The organism is Variovorax sp. SG517, assembly GCF_013376045.1.
Lineage (GTDB): Bacteria > Pseudomonadota > Gammaproteobacteria > Burkholderiales > Burkholderiaceae_C > Variovorax.
The window spans coordinates 15967-32202 of the sequence record NZ_JABMJG010000019.1 but is presented as its reverse complement, the minus strand read 5'-3'; the positions used below and the strand labels follow the sequence as shown (position 1 = coordinate 32202).

Below are 16236 nucleotides of genomic sequence, written 5' to 3'. Positions count from 1 at the left end.
ATGAGGAGACACGCAATGCAACGAAGACTTCTGGGCCAATGGGCCGCCACTGCCGGCCTGACGACGTTGGGCCTGTGTACTGCCGCGCGCGCGCAGCAGGGCTTTCCGAACAGGCCGCTCAGGCTGGTGGTGCCCTTTCCGGCGGGTGGCGGCACCGACGTGCTCGCGCGGGCGCTCGGCGAAGGCCTGTCGCGCGAACTCGGCCAGCCGGTGATCGTCGACAACAAGGCGGGCGCAGGAACGGTGATCGGCAACGACGTGGTTGCCAAGAGCGTGCCGGACGGCCACACGCTGCTTTTGACCACGAGCGCCATCGCAATCGTGCCGAGCCTGTATCCCAAGCTGCCTTATGCAGCGGAGACAGCACTGGTCCCGGTGCTGCTGCTGGGCGTGGCGCCCAACGTGGCGGTGGTGCGCGCCGAGAGCCCGCTGCGCTCCGCCAGCGACCTGCTGCAGCGGCTGCGCGCGGAGCCAGGGCGCCTGAGCTATGCCTCCGCCGGCAACGGCACCACCACGCACCTGGCGGCCGAGCTGCTCAAGAGCAGCACGGGCCTGTCGATGACGCACGTACCGTATCGCGGCGCGACGCCAGCGATCACCGATGTGCTCGCGGGGCAGGTCGACCTCATGTTTGGCACGCTGCCAAGCGTGGCGCCCTTCATCAAGAGCGAGAAGGTCCGCGCGCTCGGCGTGACCGGCGCGAAGCGCTCGCCGCTGTTCCCCGATGTGCCCACCTTCGCCGAGTCGGGTGCGCCGGGCTATTCGGCCGACGTGCTGTACGGCGTGTTCGTCACGGGCGGCACGCCCGCCTCGGCCATCGAAAGGCTGGGTGCCGCCGTGCGCAAGGCCAGCCGCACAGAGGGCTTCCAGCGCAGGGCCGAAGCCGAAGGCCTGGTGCTCACGCTTGACGGCGCCGCCGAGGCATTGCGCATCCAGCGCGCCGAAGAAGCGAAATGGCGCCAGCTGATCAAGGCCAACGGCATCATCGCCGAGTAGTCCGCAACCCGGCTTCACGGGGCCCGCCCACGCACGCATCGCCGCTTCTCTCATCTGCTGTTTTCTCATCATCGATCGGACACCCCCATGCACGCGACCGAAACATTCGCCCGCTACGTCACCGAATTCCGCCAGGCCCGGCTCGACGACGAGGTGCTTCACCACGCCAAGCGTGCCGTGATCGACTGGCATGCCGCGCTGTTTCCGGGGCTCGATGTCGCGCCCATGCCGCAGTTGCGCGCGCTGCTGGCCGAGGACATCGGCGGCGGCCGTGCACGTCTGCCCGATGGCCGCCTCGCACCTGCCCGCGCGGCCGCGCTGCTCAACGGCACTGCAGCCCACGCGGCCGAGGTGGACGACAGCTTCCGCGATGCCATGTACCACCCGGGCGCGGCCACGGTGGCGGCTTCGCTGGCCATCGCGCAGGACAGCGACGCCAGCGGGCTGGACTTCCTGCGCGGCGTGGTGCTCGGCTACGAGGTCTCCACGCGCATCGGCGTGGCGATGGGGCGAGCCCACTATCGCCACTGGCACAACACCGGCACCGTGGGCACCTTCGGCGCGGCTGCTTCCGCCGCCGGCCTGCTGGGGCTGCACGGCGTGCCCTTCGCCCATGCGCTTGCCACGGCCGCGACCTTCGCGGCGGGGCTGCAGCAGGCCTTCCGCATGGATTCGATGTCCAAGCCCCTGCATGCGGGCCGCGCCGCTGAAGGCGGCGTGCTCGCCGCGCAGCTGGCCGCGCAGGGCGTGACCGGCTCGCTCGACGTGCTCGACGGCGAGGCCGGCTTCGGCCGCGCCATGAGTGACGGCCCCGACTGGTCGACGGTGGGCAACACGCTGGGGCGCGACTTCCACATCAAGCGGCTGACCTTCAAGAACCACATCGGCTGCGGCCACACCTTCGCCGCCATCGACGGTGCCCTGGAGCTGGTGCGCCATCACGGCCTGCAGGCCGCGGACATCCGCCGCGTCCACGTGGCCACCTACGGCCCGGCGCTGGACATCGCCTGCTACGAAGACCCGCGCACCGAGAACGAAGCCCGCTTCAGCATGCGCTTCGTGGTAGCGACCGCGCTGGTGCACGGCAGCGTGCGCCTGGCGGCGTACACGTCCGAGCGCCTGGCGGATGCCGATACGCGCGCGATGATGGCGCGCATCGCGGCCGTGGTCGATCCGAAGATCGACGCGGCCTTCCCGGGCCGGCGCTCGGCCCGCGTCGAGATCGAGACGAACGACGGCCTGCACTACGTCTGGCTGCAGCCAGACCGCAAGGGCGACCCGGAGTTGCCGCTATCGGACGCGGAGCTCGACGACAAATTCCTGGAGCTCGCGGCGCCCGTGATCGGCGCCGAGCGTGCGCGCGTGCTGCTGCGCAACATCTGGTCGCTGGACAAGGCCGAAGGCCTTCAGGGGCTCGCGGCCTGAGCGTTCGCCGGCCGCCATGGCCATAGGGCTGCCGCTTCGTCGCCACCACTGAAGCCAATAGCTGAAAAACATATCTGCTATAGGAGCCATGTGCTTACCCTTGACCAGCTTGCCTGAAAGACTGCGGGCATGGAGACAAAAGATTCAACCGCACAAGCCGCGACGCACGCCCCCGTATCGCGCAAGCTGATCACCTATCCCTCGGCGCGCGAGGGCACGTTGATCCACATCGAGTACGCCGACGAAGGCGAGGGCCCCGCGATCTGCATCCTTCCGTCGCTCGCGCGTTCTGGGCGCGACTACGACGAGGTCGCAGCCATGCTGACGCACGAGGGCTTTCGCGTGCTGCGCCCGGAGCCGCGCGGCATTGGCCGCAGCCAGGGGCCGATGCAGTCGCTCGACATGCACGATTTCGCCGCCGACGTTGCCGCCGTGCTGGACCACGAGCGCACCGGCCCGCTCGTGGTGGTGGGTCATGCGTGGGGCAGCCAGCCCGCGCGCACGCTGGCCGCGGATCGTCCGGACCTCGTGTGCGGCGTGGTGATGGCGGCTGCCTCGGCGGGCAAGCTCCCGCCGGGATCGCAGGAACAGCCCTACAGCCGCCTGCGCGACGCGATCGACGGTGCAAGCGACCCCAGTCTCTCGGAAGACGAGCGCATCGACTGCCTCCGTCGCGCCTTCTTCGCACCGGGCCATGACCCGCGCGTTTGGCTGGACGGCTGGAGCCTTGAGACGCACGAGGCCCAAAGCCATGCTCGGCGCGCGACGCCGGTCGATGACTACTTCTCCGCGGGCCAGCACGTGCCCATTCTCGATCTGCAGGCCGAGCACGACGCTGTGGTGATTCCCGGCGTGATGAAGCCCTACCTGGGCGACCGGGTCACGGTGCAGGTGATCCGCGACGCGGGCCACGCGATGGCACCTGAGCAGCCTCGTGCGATGGCCGATGCGATCGCGGCATTTGCGCGCCGCGTCTACGGCTCGCGCACTGGCGCATAGCGCAACGGACCGGCGTGCGGTGCCGGTCTCGGGCGCACGGGTCAGGCCGCCGCCAGAGGCGTTGCGGCGGAGATGGAGTCACATGAACACACCAGGAGACAACATGACCAAGAAGTACAGCCTTTCCACCCTGAAGTTGGCGTTTGCCGGCGCGGCGCTGCTCGTGGGTGCCTTCGCTCATGCGCAGGACTATCCGAACAAGCCGATACGCATGGTCATTCCCTACACGCCTGGCGGCTCGATCGACACCGTCGGGCGCCTCGTGGCCGACCAGCTGCAGCGCCAGCTCGGGCAGCCCATCGTGATCGACAACGCGCCGGGCGCCTCCGGCTTCGTGGGCGCAATGCACGTCAAGAAAGCCAAGCCCGACGGCTACACGCTGCTGTTCAACGCCTCGAGCCAGGCCTACCTTCCGTTGGTCGTCGCGAAGAAGACCTACGACGCGCAGCGCGACTTCACGCCCGTGGGGCAGATCGGCTACGTGCCGCTGGTCGTCGCCGTCAACAACGACGTGCCTGCCAAGAACATGGGCGAGTTGGTGCAGCTGGCCAAGGCCAATCCGAACAAGTACACCTGGGCGACCTCCGGCCTTGGCACCACAAGCCACCTGAGCGAGGAAATGGTCAACCGCGCCCTGGGCCTGCAGATGGAGATCGTTGCCTACAAGGGCGCCGTGCCGCAGCTGACCGACGTGATCGGAGGCCACGTCTCAGCCGCGATTTCGCCGATGCCCGGCGTCGCGCCGTTCGTGCAGGGCGGCCGCCTGCGCCCGCTCGCGGTGACCAGCAAGGTGCGTGTTCCGTCCATGCCGGATGTGCCGACGCTGTCGGAGGCCGGCATGCCCGGCTTCGAGCTGCTGTCGTGGTACGGCATCTGGGGCCCTGCGGACCTTCCTGCGGACATCACGAACCGGCTCAACAGCGAGATTGCCAAGGCAGTCGATGCGCCCTCGTTGAAGGCCAAGTTCGCTGAGCTGTCATTCGTACCCGTGAAGTCCAGCCCCGCACAGTTCAGGCAACTGATCGCGGACGACCTCGCCAAGATCGGCAAAGCCGTCAAGGATGCGGGCATCCGTATCGACTTCTAAGACTCACTCTTCGCCGGCTGGCATCGGCGCCGCCGGCCGCTAGGCGCGGAAGTCCAGTGCGCGCAGCAGCTTCGCGGTCTCCTGGATGAGGCGGCTGGCGGGCCGCGCGGTCGGCATCGCCAGTACCAGGCTGTTCCACATGGCCGGGGGGCCGATGGGAGCGGCCCGCACCTTGGCGCGGCGCGTACTGAGGTTGAGCGCGCTCTCGGGCAGGATGGAGCAGGCCATTCCCTCTTCTACCACCGTCAGCGCCGTGTGCACGGCCCCCACTTCGGCCACGATGTTCAGGTTGATCTTGCGCGGCAGCATCACCGCGTCGACCAGGCTTCGGATGGGGTTCGGCACGGCAGGCAGGATCAGCGGGAAATCGGCAAGGGATGCCAGCGAGACGCGCTCGGGCAGCCGATAACCTTCGGGCGTAACGAGCAGCAGCCGCTCGCGCATCAGGGGCTCGTAGCTCAGCAGCGGCGTCGGCGGGGGGTCGAAGAGGACGCCGACATCGATGCGGCCGGCGAGCAGCCCCTCCCGAAGCGAAAGACTCAGGCCTTCCACCACCGACAGCATCGCATTGGGCAGGCGTTCGCGAAACTCCCGCACGAGCGGCACGCACAGGCCGCTGGCCACCCGGTTCGGCAGCCCCACCACCACCTTGCCAGCGGGCTCGTCGCTCATCTCCTTGATCTCGAACAGGGCCTGCGCGGCCGCGTTGAGCATGACGCGGGCGTGGGCCTGCAGCGCATGGCCCGCCTGTGTGGGCGTGACGCCACGGCCCGTGCGCTCCAGCAGGCGCTGGCCGAGCTCCTGCTCGAGCAATGCGACCTGCCGGCTGATGCTCGGCTGCGCGAGGTTCAGGGCGGCCGCGGCGCGGCTGAAGCTACCTTTCTCGACCACGACGACGAAGTACTCGAGCTGTTTGAGCTCCATAGCGCAAAGACATATCTGATATAGGCCTCATTCGATTTAACTTTGCTTGTGATCGGCTCAGACTCAAGGTTTTCCCGGGGAAGCCCGGGCTCGAGGAGCGACGATGAAGAGATTCGAATCGAAAGTGGCGATCGTGACCGGCGCGGGGTGCGTGGGCGCGGGCTGGGGCAACGGACGCGCGATGGCCGTGCGGCTCGCGGAAGAGGGCGCCAGGGTGCTGGCTGTCGACCGCGACGCCGAGCGCCTGGCCGAGACCTTGTCGCTCGCCGGCGGCGCCGCGGCATCCATCACCACCTGCATCTGCGACGTGACCAGCTCCGCGAGCGTGAAGGCGATGGTCGACGCCTGCATCGAGGCCTACGGCGCGCCCGACATCCTGATCAATAACGTGGGCGGCTCGGCCGCGGGCGGCCCGGTGCAGCTCAGCGAGGAGGCCTGGGACACGCAGATCGACGTCAACCTCAAGAGCGTGTTCCTCACCTGCAAGCACGTGCTGCCGCACATGATCGAGCGCAAGCGTGGCGCCATCGTCAACGTGGCCTCGACCTCGGGCCTGCGCTGGACCGGCAGCGCGCAGGTGGCCTATGCGGCCAGCAAGGCCGGCGTGATCCATCTGTCGCGCGTGGTGGCGGTCCAGCATGCGCCCGACGGCGTGCGCGTCAACACCGTGGTGCCGGGACAGCTGCACACCCCGATGGTCGAAGTGCGGCTGGCAAAGCAGCGCACCGGCGGCGACATCGAGGCGCTGCTGGCCTCGCGCGTCAAGCGCATCCCGCTGGGCTTCATGGGCGATGGCCGCGACACGGCGAGCGCCGCGCTCTACCTCGCGAGCGACGAGGCCCGCTTCGTGACCGGCACCGAACTGGTCGTGGACGGCGGCATGACGGCGCGCTGCGACTGATCGGCCGGACTTCAAAGCAAAGGAGACAAGCGATGAAAAGAAGACACATCCTGGCCGCGGCCGCAGTGCTTTCGCTGGCATCGGCCGCATTCGCGCAGGCCGGCGGCAAGCCCGTTCGCATCGTGACCTCGTTCAGCCCGGGCGGGCCGGTCGACTTCGTGGCGCGCACGCTGGCCGAACAGCTCGGGCGCGAGCTCAAGCGCCCGGTCATCGTCGACAACAAGCCCGGCGCCAACGGCGCGCTCGGTGCATTGGAAACGCTTCGCTCCGAAGCGGATGGCAGCACGATCTGGATCACCAGCGTAGGCGCGGCCGCCGTCAATCCTTCGCTGGTCGAGAAGTCGCCCTACGACACCCAGCGCGATTTCGCGCCGGTCTCGCTCGTGGCGAACAACGTGGAAGTGCTGGTGGTCGGCGCGAAGGACCCGGCAGCGGATGCCGCGGAGTTCGTGAAGACCGCCAAGGCCAGCAAGGAGTCCACGCCGATGGCCTCTTCGGGCTCCGGCAGCATTCCCCACCTGGCCTTGATCCAGCTCGAGGAAGCCACCGGCGCGCGCTTCCTGCATGTGCCCTACAAGGGCATGGCGCCGGCCTTCACCGACCTGATGGGCGGGCAGGTCAAGGGTGTGTTCGCCGACGTTGCCGCGATCATGCCGCACGTGCAGGGCGGCCGGCTCAAGGCGATCGGCATCGCGGCGAGCAAGCGCCATCCGTCGCTGCCGCAGGTCAAGACCTTCGACGAGCAGGGCATCAAGGCCGTGGACACGAACAACTGGTATGCGCTCTTCGTCTCGGCGAAGACGCCGCCGGCGGTGGTGCAGGAGCTCAACAAGGCCGTGCGCAGCGCGATCGCCAACCCCGACGTCAGCGCCCGGCTGCTGCGCGGGGGGGCCGAGCCCAAGACCTCCACGCCTCAGGAGCTGGCGGCGCTGCTGAAGGCCGACACGGCCAAGTGGGCTGCATTGATCAAGTCCCGCAACATCAAGGCCGAATGATGAGCACGAGCCATATACGCGTTCCATTGGTGGTGCCGGGCACGGTGCCCGAACTCGCCGAGATCGAGGCCCGCATCCTCTTGGAGCGCGGCCGGATCTCGCTGCTCTACCAGGTGCTGCTCAACAGCCCGAGCATCGCCAGCGGGTGGGAGTCGATGCTGACGGCCGTGCGCAACCGCACCTCGGTGCCGGCGGACCTGCGCGAAATGATCATCCTGCGCGTCGCCGTGCTCAACGAGGCGGCGTTCGAGTTCGAGGCGCATGTGCCGCATGCGTTGAAGGCCGGATTCGCGCAGGAGAAGATCGATGCGCTGCGTGCCGCCGATCCCGCAGACGCCTTCGAAGGCGGCTTCACGCAGGACGAGTTACTGCTGCTGGAGCTGACCGATCGCATGACGCGCGATGTCAAGGTGCCCGCCGAGCTGACGGACCGCCTGAACGCGCGCTTCGAGCCTTCGGGCGTGGTCGAAGTGGTCGCCACCGTGGCAGCCTACAACATGGTGTCGCGGTTCCTCGTGGCGCTGAACATCTCGCACTAGGCACCGCCATGACCGATGCAACCACCGAGGCCGACGTTCCCGTGCGGACCTATCTGGAGCACCCCTCGCGGCCGAGCCTTCGTCTGCCGACCGGAGCGTGCGACAGCCATGTGCACGTGTTCGGGCCGACCGCGCGCTTCCCGTATGCGCCAGGCCGCCGGGCCACCCCGCTGGAAGCGCCCAAGGAGACGCTTTTCGCGCTGCATCGTGCCCTGGGCATCGAGCGCTGCGTGATCGTGCAGTCGATCACCCATGGCACGGACAACCGCGTGGTCGAGGACGCCATCGCGGCGGGGCAGGGCCGCTATCTCGGGATCGCCCTGGTCGAAACCGGCGTGCCCGATGCCGAGCTCGAGCGCCTGGCGCTAGCGGGCTTCCGCGGCGTGCGCTTCAACTTCATGCGGCACATCGCGACCACCGCGGGCGTTGATGCGGTGCTCGCGCTGACGCCGCGCCTGGCGGCAGTCGGCATGCATCTGCAGGTGCACTTCGAGAGCGAGCTGGTCCACGAACTCTCCGCGCCGCTACAGCGCAGCCAGGTTGCGGTGGTGATCGACCACATGGGGCGCGTCGATGCCACGCGCGGAGCGGATGCTCCCGATTTCCAGGCGCTGATGAAGCTGCTCGAGAACCCGCGCTTCCACGTGAAAGTCAGCGGTATCGATCGCATTGACGCGCACGCGGCGCCGCATGAGCGCTATGTGCATGGCGAGGCGCTGGCCCGCGTCCTGGTCGAGCGCTTTCCCGAGCGCTGCGTGTGGGGCACCGACTGGCCGCATCCCAATCACACCCACATTCCTGACGACGGCGTGCTCGTGGATGCGTTAAGCCGCATCGCGCCGGATGCGAGGCACCTGGAGCAACTGCTCGTGCACAACCCCCAAGCGCTGTACCGGTTCTCAAACTGAGCCGCAGCCTCGCTGCGGCGTGTTCTCCTCCGAGGTGCATATGTCGGCAACTGGCCGGATTCCAACCGACGTCATCCTCCTGCGATGCCGTGAATCGCTCTCGACTCCCACTTCGTTCGGGGAGAGGTTCGCAACCTTGCCTTGCTCCGAGGAGATCGGTGGTCGCATAATTCGCCATGTCCATTCGCAGGCCTTGCAGCTCTCGTATGTCTACCTGGGGTTGTCCCACCGGATGGCGCTGTCGAGGCACTGCCTGAACGAGCTTGCCGAGGAATTGGGCAAAGCCTGGCCGGGAACGCGCGTCGCGGCCTCCCGCCTGACGCTGATGCACGACATTGCCGGCGCCAGTGCGGGTTTGCCTGTGCGCTTTCATTACGTCGTCGAGATGAAGCCCGAACCCGGCTGGGGCATAGAGTTGCAGTGCTGGTACGACCAAGAACACCTGCCCGCGCTGGCAGCGGTGCTTGGCTGCGTACGCGCTCAACGCTTCTGGAACAACGACGACGAGCAGGAGTCGCTTGCGTGCTATGACCTTGTCTCGGACGGGACCACTGCCTCTGCCGAGTGGTTGGCGGTTCGCGAGACGAGCTGGAGCGCTCGCGTGCGGCCTCATTTCATGAAGCCCGTGCGGACCATGTTCGCGCTGGCCGACGCCTCTGTGGCATAGGCAGTCGACCGGTCTGCCGGCATGAAGCACTGCGACATGCCGCCAGCTGCCAATCAATCGAAGCAACAACCCTCGTTGTTCAAGGCCGGCGGAAATCGCCGAGTGGCCGCCCGCCGATGCAATGACGAACCTGGGGCCAAGCTTGGTGCATTGAAGAACGAGCTGTTCTATCCTCGCGACTGGAAGAACGCCACCATTGAGCAATTCATCGAGGCGGTCGACTCGTACTCCGCTGGTACAACGAGAAGCGGATAAAGATCTCTCTTGGCTCTCTCAGCCCCATCGAATACCGGGTCAGCCTTGGACTTGCGGCATAAACCAAGTTTTTATCCGCACCCCCTGTGGCGCCTGCTCGACGGCAGGATATGCCGTAGCAAGTCGCACAACGGCAGGCTGCTTTGTGCAAAGCACTCATTGAAGCATCAGCGCGAGGCTTGCGCCGACTAAGCTTTGGGTCTTCCGAAGACCCGACTTCAGGCCCATCATGACGCATCCCACCGGACCATCGAGCGCTCGCCTCATACGCTTTCGCAACCCGTACGTCGCGGCGCGAAAGGCCGACTCCATGAACTCCTCGATCATCGAGCGCCTCAGGCGCGCTGGCCGCCTGGATCGCATTTTTGGTGGCGGCGAGTGGGTCGCGCCCGAAACGCAAGCCCGCAGTTCCGTCGTCGACTCATCGACCGAGGAGCCGGCCATGGAGATCGCGCTGGGCGGGCAGGAGATGTCGCCGTGGGACCATACCGCGGCGCGCGTCCGCGCCGGGCAGGTGCAAATCAACTATCCGACATGGAACCCCCAAGCCCCCTTCGGCGGCTACAAGCGCTCGGCCAATAGCCGCGAACACCGCGTCGAAGGTCTTGAGGAGGACCTCGAAACCAAAGCAATTCTTGGCTTCCAGGATGCCTCGGCACCCAGTGCCGACTGACAGGCTTTCGGTGAAATCATCGCGCAACGCGCAGGAGCAATCATGACTGTGGCCCTCGTGCTGCATCGCGCCGATGGAGTGCCCGTTTCAACCGCCTTCCGCAGGGCGCCGTTCGGCAAGGACGATCCCTTTGCGCGGCATCGCGAGATCGCGTGGGAAGGACCGGCCGAGATGAGCGCGGGCCGCGCGAGCTTCATCGGTGAACTCGACGTCGCAAGCTACCCCCACATCGAAACCCTCGTCGTGGTCGAGGGCGAGTTGACCCTGACGGCAGCCGGCGAAGCCCCGCTGGTGGTCTGTCCCCAGGCGGGTGCCGTCATCGGATGCGGTACGCCGGTTCGCATGCAGGCCAGATCCCGAACGCGCTTCGTGTTTTGCGCGGCAGCCTGCGAGAAACCGACCCGACGCGGTGTCTTCGCGCTGCACGCCGACGCCAACTTCATGCCCACCGGCACGCTGTCAGCCGAAGTGCTGCTGAGCCCCGCGCCCGAGTGCCGCAGCGACAAGGTCTTCACCGATGACGCCGCGCAGTACCTTGCGGGCGCCTGGGACTCGACCCCCTACTACCGGATCGTTCGCGCGCATCGTATGAACGAGTTCATGCACCTCCTGGCGGGCAGCGTGCGCTTCGCAGCGCCTGACGGCAGCGTGCTGTCTGTAGGCAAGGGCGATACGCTCTTCGTGCCCCAGGGCGCACCGATCGGGTGGGAAAGCAGCGATCGCGTGGCGAAGTTCTACGTGTGCCAAACCGTCTCGGCTTGAACGAGCGGGCGGGATTCATCATGTCGCCTCCGCTGCGCCGCATTCAGACTTCGCCCACCTTGCCGGCCTCGGCCGACGTCGTCGTGATTGGCGGCGGCATCATCGGTGTCTTCACCGCCTACTACCTGGCCAAGCGCGGCATCTCGGTCGCCCTTGTGGAAAAGGGCAGCATCGGCGCCGAGCAATCGAGCCGCAATTGGGGCTGGTGCCGCCAGCAGAACCGCGACGCCCGCGAACTGCCGTTGGCGAGCAAGAGCCTCGATCTGTGGGAGCAATTTGCCGCTGAGAGCGGTGAAGACGCGGGCTTCCATCGTTGCGGCTTGCTATATCTGAGCAACGACGAGGCCGAGATTTCACGCTGGGCCAGCTGGCGCGAGTTTGCGAAAACCGCAGGCGTGACGACCCACATGCTGAGCGGCCGGGAGGCCTCCGAGCGCGGGCAGGCGACCGGCCGCGCCTGGAAAGGAGGCGTCTTCTCGCCCAGCGATGGCACCGCCGATCCTGGCAAGGCCGCGCCCGCCGTCGCCGCTGCGCTCATTAGGCTCGGTGGCAGCGTCCACCAGAACTGCGCGGCCCGCGGCATCGAGACCGAAGGCGGACGCGTCAGCGGCGTGATCACGGAAGCCGGCGTCATCAAGACCCGGACGGCCGTGATGGCCGGCGGCGCCTGGGCATCCTCGTTTTGCCGCCAGCTGGGCATCCGTTTTCCGCAGGCTTCGATTCGTCAATCGATCCTGAGTGTGTCCCCCGTGGAACACCGCTTGCCGGATGCCGTGGTGAGCGCGGGCGTGTCCGCCACGCGCCGCAATGACGGACGCTACGCGCTGGCCATCAGCGGCCGTGCGCGCGTGGATCCGACGGGGCAGTTCCTGCGCTTCGCTTCACAGTTCGTGCCCATGTTCGCCAAGCGCTGGCGCAACCTTCGCCCGGGCGGCCTGGAAGCCATTCGGAGCGGCCATGAAACGCTGGCGCGGTGGCGGCTCGACGCGCCGACACCCATGGAGCGGATGCGCATTCTCGATCCGAAGCCCGATCCCGTGAGCATCAAGGACACTCACCGTCGCGCAATCGAACTGCTACCCCAGCTTCGAGATGCAAAGATCACCCATGCGTGGGCTGGCTATATCGACAGCACACCGGACGGTGTTCCTGGCATCGGCGAGGTGCAGGGCCTGCCGGGTTTCATCCTGGCCGCGGGCTTCTCCGGACACGGCTTCGGCATTGCGCCCGGTGCAGGCCGCCTGATCGCGGATCTTGCCAGCGGCGGCGAACCGATCGTGGACCCCATTCCGTACCGGCCAGCACGGTTCAGCGGCTCGGCATGGGGCAAGGTCGCCGATTTCTAGGCCGCACGCATCGACTGCATGAACACCCGGGAGCCTCGAGCCGACGTACGGGATCGAGATTGCCAGAAGTACCTTTCTCTTCAAACCACCAGCGAGACCCACCGTGATATTCCGACCCAAGTACATCAGCTTCGATTGCTACGGCACCCTCACCAACTTCCGCATGCGAGAGGTGGCCACCGAGATCTACGCAAGTCAGCTGCCGGCTGAGCGCCTGACCCTGTTTATCAAGGACTTCGCGGCGTACCGGCTCGATGAGGTCATGGGCGACTGGAAGCCCTATGACCAGGTGCTGAAGTCGGCGGTTGCGCGCACATGCAAGCGCCACGGCGTCGCTTTCCGCGAGGAAGACGGGCGCAAGTTCTACGACGCCGTGCCCACATGGGGCCCGCACGCCGACGTGCCGCAGGCGCTGACCCGCGTGGGCAGGGAGATTCCGTTGGTGATCCTCTCCAACGCGATGAACGAACAGATCCACTCGAACGTGAGCAAGCTCGAGGCGCCGTTTCACAAGGTCTATACCGCACAGGACGCCGGTGCGTACAAGCCGCGCCTGGCAGCCTTCGAGTACATGCTCGATCAGCTCGGCTGCTCGCCGCTGGACATCCTGCACGTGTCGTCCAGCCCCCGCTATGACCTGATGCCGGCCCATGACCTGGGCATCAAGAACAAGGTCTTCGTCAACCGTGGCCACGAGCCGAGGGCCAACGAGGCCTACAGCTTCGCCGAGATCCCCGACATCGGCGGCCTGCCTGCTCTGGTCGGGCTGTAAGCGGGCGGTACGCATCGCGAGCATCCAGGTCGCCACGATCTGGTGCTGCTCATGCGATGCCGGTTCGAGACCGACAAGGCGGTCTCGAACGCTTGCGTCCACGGCTTCTTCGCCGGTTACGCCGCTGAGCGGAGGTGCCTGGCGCAAAGCGCTGCATGGGAGTCCGGAGCGTGCTGTCCCGGCCCCGCGATCTTCTTCCCGATATCTCAATACCCGCTGGACCGGTCGATGACGTTCAGAAGCGGTTCGCCGCGCTGGTGCCGCCGCAGGTTCTCCAGCAGGATGGGCGCGGCGGACTCGGGCTGGGTCATGCTCGCCACGTGCGGCGTGAGAAACACACGCGGATGCGTCCAGAAGGGATGTTCGGATGGCAGCGGCTCGGGATCGGTCACGTCGAGAATCGCGCGCGACAGATGGCCCGAATCCAGTGCCTCGATCAGATCCGCATCCACCAGGTGCGGGCCGCGGCCTACGTTGATCAGCGCCGCGCCGGCGGGCAGCATGGCAAAGAGCTCGCGGTTCAGGATGCCCCGGGTGGCCCCCGTGAGCGGCAACAGGCAGACGAGGACGTCACACCCCGCGAGGAAGGGCTGCAGCTGCTCGGCGCCGGCGAAACTCTGCACGCCCTGCATGGGGCGCAGTGAGCGGTTCCAGCCACGCAGCCCGAACCCATAGGCCGCCAGGCGCTCCAGCACCGCGCGTCCCAGCACGCCCATGCCCATGACGCCGACGGTGCGGCTCGAGGCGGGCGGCACCTCCAGCGCGCTCCAGCTGCGCGATGCCTTCGCGGCCACGTAGTCGAAAAAGTCCCGATGCAGGGCCAGCACGGCGAGGCTCACGTACTCGACCATGCCGTTGATGATGCCGGGCTCCACCATACGCGCGATGGGAATGTGAGTCGGCACGGCCGAAAAGTCGACATGGTCGACTCCGGCGCCGGAGGAGAAGAACACCTTGAGCCGGGGCAGGGCGGCGAGGAACTCTCGCGGCGCCTGCCAGGCGATCAGGTATTCGATCTCGTCGAGGTTGCCGGCGTCGGGCCAGACGCGGAAGTTGAGGTCGGGGGCGTGCTCGGCGAAGTAGCGCGCCCAGGCTGCGGCGCGCGGCGCATCCGATCGATAGAGAACATTCATGGCCTACCAGCCTCCCACCCAGCCGTCGAACAGCCCTTCCGGCAGGGTCTCGGCGTCGGCGCCGCGCAGGAAGTCAAAATCGCAGCCGCGATGCGCCTGCTCCACGTGTTGGTCGTAGAGCCGGCGGTAGCCGCGCGCATGCACGCGCGCGGGCGGCTGCCAGGCCCGGTGCCGCCGTTCCAGCTCTTCAGGGTCCACGCACAACTGCAGCCGGCGTTCGGCGACATCGAGCTCGATGATGTCGCCGTCCCGCACCAGCGCAAGCGGGCCGCCAACAGCGGCTTCGGGCGAGACATGCAGCACGGCCGCGCCGTAGGCCGTTCCGCTCATCCGTGCGTCGGAAATGCGCAGCATGTCGCGCACGCCACGCTCGAGCAGCCGGCGGGGCAGCGGCAGCATGCCCCACTCGGGCATGGCCGCGCCCACCGGGCCGGCGTTGCGCAGGATCAGCACGCTGTTCTCGTCGATCCCCAAGGTCGGATCGTCGATGCGGTCGGCAACGCTCTGCACGTCCTCGAACACCACCGCGCGGCCGCGGTGGCGGAACAGCTTCGAGTCGGCGGCGCAGGCCTTCATCACGGCGCCGTCGGGTGCGAGGTTGCCCTTCACCACGACCAATGTTTCGCCGGGCTTCACGGGCTTGTCTAGCGGCCGGATGACTTCCGGGTCCAGCACTTGGGCACTCTCGATGATCTCGCCGATGGTGCGCCCATCGACCGTGCGCGCGTCTAGATGGAGCAGGGGCTCGAGTGTCTTGAGCAACGCGGGAACGCCGCCGGCCGTCATCAGCCGCTCGGTCAGGTGTTCGCCGGCGGGCTGCACGTTGGCGATCAGCGGAACCCTGCGCCCGATCTCGTCGAAGCGCTCGAGGGTCAACGGCACGCCGACGCGGCCGGCCAGTGCCAGCAGATGGATGATGCAGTTGGTGGAGCCGCCCACCGCGCACAGCAGCGTGATGGCGTTGTCGAAGGCGCGCACATCGAGGATCTCCTCGGGGCGCGGGCCGCCTTCGGCGGCGAGCCTGACGCTGCGGCGGCCGGTCTCGCGAGCCAGCTGGTTGCGGCGGCGGTCCGTCGCCGGCACCATGCTGCTGCCGGGGAGGGCCACGCCCAGCGCTTCGCAGATGGCCGACATTGACGACGCGGTGCCCATCTCGGCGCAGTGACCCACGGTACCCATCACGCTGCGCTCGAACGCGGCGAAATCGCATTGCGTCTGGCCGGCGCGCAACTGGTCGACCAGGCGCCAGACGCCGGTGGCGTTCGCGAGCTGGCCGCCCGTCGCCGATCGCGGCGTCGCCGGGCCGCTGGCGAGGAAGATGAAGGGGACCCTGGCGCTCGCCGCGCCCATCAGCAGCGCCGGCTGCGTCTTATCGCAGCCCCCGAGCAGCACCACGGCATCGAAGGGGTGGGCGCGCAGTGTCTCCTCCACCTCCATCGCCAGCAGGTTGCGGAATGGGAACGAGCTGGGCTTGATGATGTTCTCGCTCAGAGACATCAGCGGAATCTCGAGCGGGATGCCTCCCGCCTCCAGGATGCCCGTGCGCACGTCTTCCGCCAGCGCGCGCAAATTGAGGTTGCAGGGGTTGATGTCCGACCAGGTGTTCAGGATGCCGATGACCGGTCGCGTCATGAGGTCCTCGCGGCTCCATCCGGCCGCGGCCAGCGTAGAGCGGTGCACGAAGCCGGGCAGGTCGTCCTTGCGGAACCAGCGCGCGCTTCGCAGCGGCCGCTTCCGCGGGGCCTCGTTGTCGTCCATGGGTTCGGCGTTCACGGAATGTTCCTGGTTGAAATAGGCGGAATCGGGCCGGCTCGTCCTTGAGCCGATGACAGGCCCGCGATGGCGGGCAAGAGG

General features: G+C 67.4%; 16 protein-coding genes and 1 pseudogene. 14 read left to right on the top strand and 3 right to left on the bottom strand.

Features of this window, described 5'->3' with window-relative positions; all coding sequences use genetic code 11:
- Nucleotides 1-15 precede the first annotated feature (15 nt).
- The 4 genes from FHT32_RS34010 (at nucleotide 16) to FHT32_RS33995 (ending at nucleotide 4507) form a co-directional block, all read left to right on the top strand.
- Nucleotides 16-996 (top strand): tripartite tricarboxylate transporter substrate binding protein, encoded by a 981-nt coding sequence (locus FHT32_RS34010; RefSeq protein WP_256099275.1) that lies wholly within the window; start codon nucleotides 16-18, stop codon nucleotides 994-996.
- Nucleotides 997-1083: 87 nt separating this feature from the next.
- Complete coding sequence (locus tag FHT32_RS34005) at nucleotides 1084-2421, top strand: MmgE/PrpD family protein (RefSeq protein WP_176668944.1); 1338 nt, start codon at nucleotides 1084-1086, stop codon at nucleotides 2419-2421.
- Nucleotides 2422-2550: 129 nt separating this feature from the next.
- Nucleotides 2551-3420 carry an alpha/beta fold hydrolase gene (locus FHT32_RS34000; protein WP_176668943.1) on the top strand — a complete coding sequence of 290 codons (870 nt, stop codon included), beginning with the start codon at nucleotides 2551-2553 and terminating at the stop codon, nucleotides 3418-3420.
- 103 nt (nucleotides 3421-3523) lie between these two features.
- Nucleotides 3524-4507, top strand: a complete 984-nt coding sequence (locus tag FHT32_RS33995) for a tripartite tricarboxylate transporter substrate binding protein (protein WP_176668942.1) — start codon at nucleotides 3524-3526, stop codon at nucleotides 4505-4507.
- Between the two features lie 39 nt (nucleotides 4508-4546).
- On the opposite strand, the gene FHT32_RS33990 is transcribed toward FHT32_RS33995, so the two are convergent.
- Nucleotides 4547-5431 (bottom strand): LysR substrate-binding domain-containing protein, encoded by an 885-nt coding sequence (locus FHT32_RS33990; protein WP_176668941.1) that lies wholly within the window; start codon nucleotides 5429-5431, stop codon nucleotides 4547-4549.
- Between the two features lie 103 nt (nucleotides 5432-5534).
- On the opposite strand from FHT32_RS33990, the gene FHT32_RS33985 reads away from it, so the two are divergent.
- The 10 genes and pseudogenes from FHT32_RS33985 to FHT32_RS33940 all read left to right on the top strand — a co-directional run bounded on the left by FHT32_RS33985 (nucleotide 5535) and on the right by FHT32_RS33940 (nucleotide 13249).
- On the top strand, nucleotides 5535-6332 hold the full coding sequence (locus tag FHT32_RS33985; protein WP_176668940.1) for an SDR family NAD(P)-dependent oxidoreductase: 798 nt from the start codon (nucleotides 5535-5537) through the stop codon (nucleotides 6330-6332).
- Nucleotides 6333-6364: 32 nt separating this feature from the next.
- Nucleotides 6365-7327 carry a tripartite tricarboxylate transporter substrate binding protein gene (locus tag FHT32_RS33980; protein WP_176668939.1) on the top strand — a complete coding sequence of 321 codons (963 nt, stop codon included), beginning with the start codon at nucleotides 6365-6367 and terminating at the stop codon, nucleotides 7325-7327.
- Nucleotides 7327-7866 carry a carboxymuconolactone decarboxylase family protein gene (locus tag FHT32_RS33975; RefSeq protein WP_176668938.1) on the top strand — a complete coding sequence of 180 codons (540 nt, stop codon included), beginning with the start codon at nucleotides 7327-7329 and terminating at the stop codon, nucleotides 7864-7866. Before FHT32_RS33980 ends, FHT32_RS33975 begins: the two co-directional genes overlap by 1 nt.
- An 8-nt stretch (nucleotides 7867-7874) precedes the next feature.
- Nucleotides 7875-8774 (top strand): amidohydrolase, encoded by a 900-nt coding sequence (locus FHT32_RS33970; protein ID WP_176668937.1) that lies wholly within the window; start codon nucleotides 7875-7877, stop codon nucleotides 8772-8774.
- 193 nt (nucleotides 8775-8967) lie between these two features.
- Nucleotides 8968-9441: a hypothetical protein gene (locus FHT32_RS33965; RefSeq protein ID WP_176668936.1), complete on the top strand. Its 474-nt coding sequence runs from the start codon at nucleotides 8968-8970 to the stop codon at nucleotides 9439-9441.
- 144 nt (nucleotides 9442-9585) lie between these two features.
- Nucleotides 9586-9758, top strand: a pseudogene (locus tag FHT32_RS33960) (IS3 family transposase); the annotation flags it as partial.
- A gap of 167 nt (nucleotides 9759-9925) precedes the next feature.
- Complete coding sequence (locus FHT32_RS35550; RefSeq protein WP_176668935.1) at nucleotides 9926-10369, top strand: aldehyde dehydrogenase family protein; 444 nt, start codon at nucleotides 9926-9928, stop codon at nucleotides 10367-10369.
- A gap of 42 nt (nucleotides 10370-10411) precedes the next feature.
- Complete coding sequence (locus FHT32_RS33950) at nucleotides 10412-11131, top strand: cupin domain-containing protein (RefSeq protein WP_176668934.1); 720 nt, start codon at nucleotides 10412-10414, stop codon at nucleotides 11129-11131.
- A 20-nt stretch (nucleotides 11132-11151) separates the two neighbouring features.
- Nucleotides 11152-12477 (top strand): FAD-binding oxidoreductase, encoded by a 1326-nt coding sequence (locus FHT32_RS33945; RefSeq protein ID WP_176668933.1) that lies wholly within the window; start codon nucleotides 11152-11154, stop codon nucleotides 12475-12477.
- 103 nt (nucleotides 12478-12580) lie between these two features.
- The gene (locus FHT32_RS33940) at nucleotides 12581-13249 is read left to right on the top strand and encodes a haloacid dehalogenase type II (RefSeq protein ID WP_176668932.1); all 669 of its coding nucleotides are present in this window, start codon (nucleotides 12581-12583) and stop codon (nucleotides 13247-13249) included.
- A gap of 206 nt (nucleotides 13250-13455) precedes the next feature.
- Here FHT32_RS33940 and FHT32_RS33935 read toward each other — a convergent pair whose 3' ends face one another.
- Nucleotides 13456-14382, bottom strand: a complete 927-nt coding sequence (locus FHT32_RS33935; protein WP_176668931.1) for a glyoxylate/hydroxypyruvate reductase A — start codon at nucleotides 14380-14382, stop codon at nucleotides 13456-13458.
- Between the two features lie 3 nt (nucleotides 14383-14385).
- Entirely contained in the window at nucleotides 14386-16155 is a 1770-nt protein-coding gene (locus tag FHT32_RS33930) for a dihydroxy-acid dehydratase (protein ID WP_371132315.1), read from the bottom strand.
- Nucleotides 16156-16236: the final 81 nt, after the last annotated feature.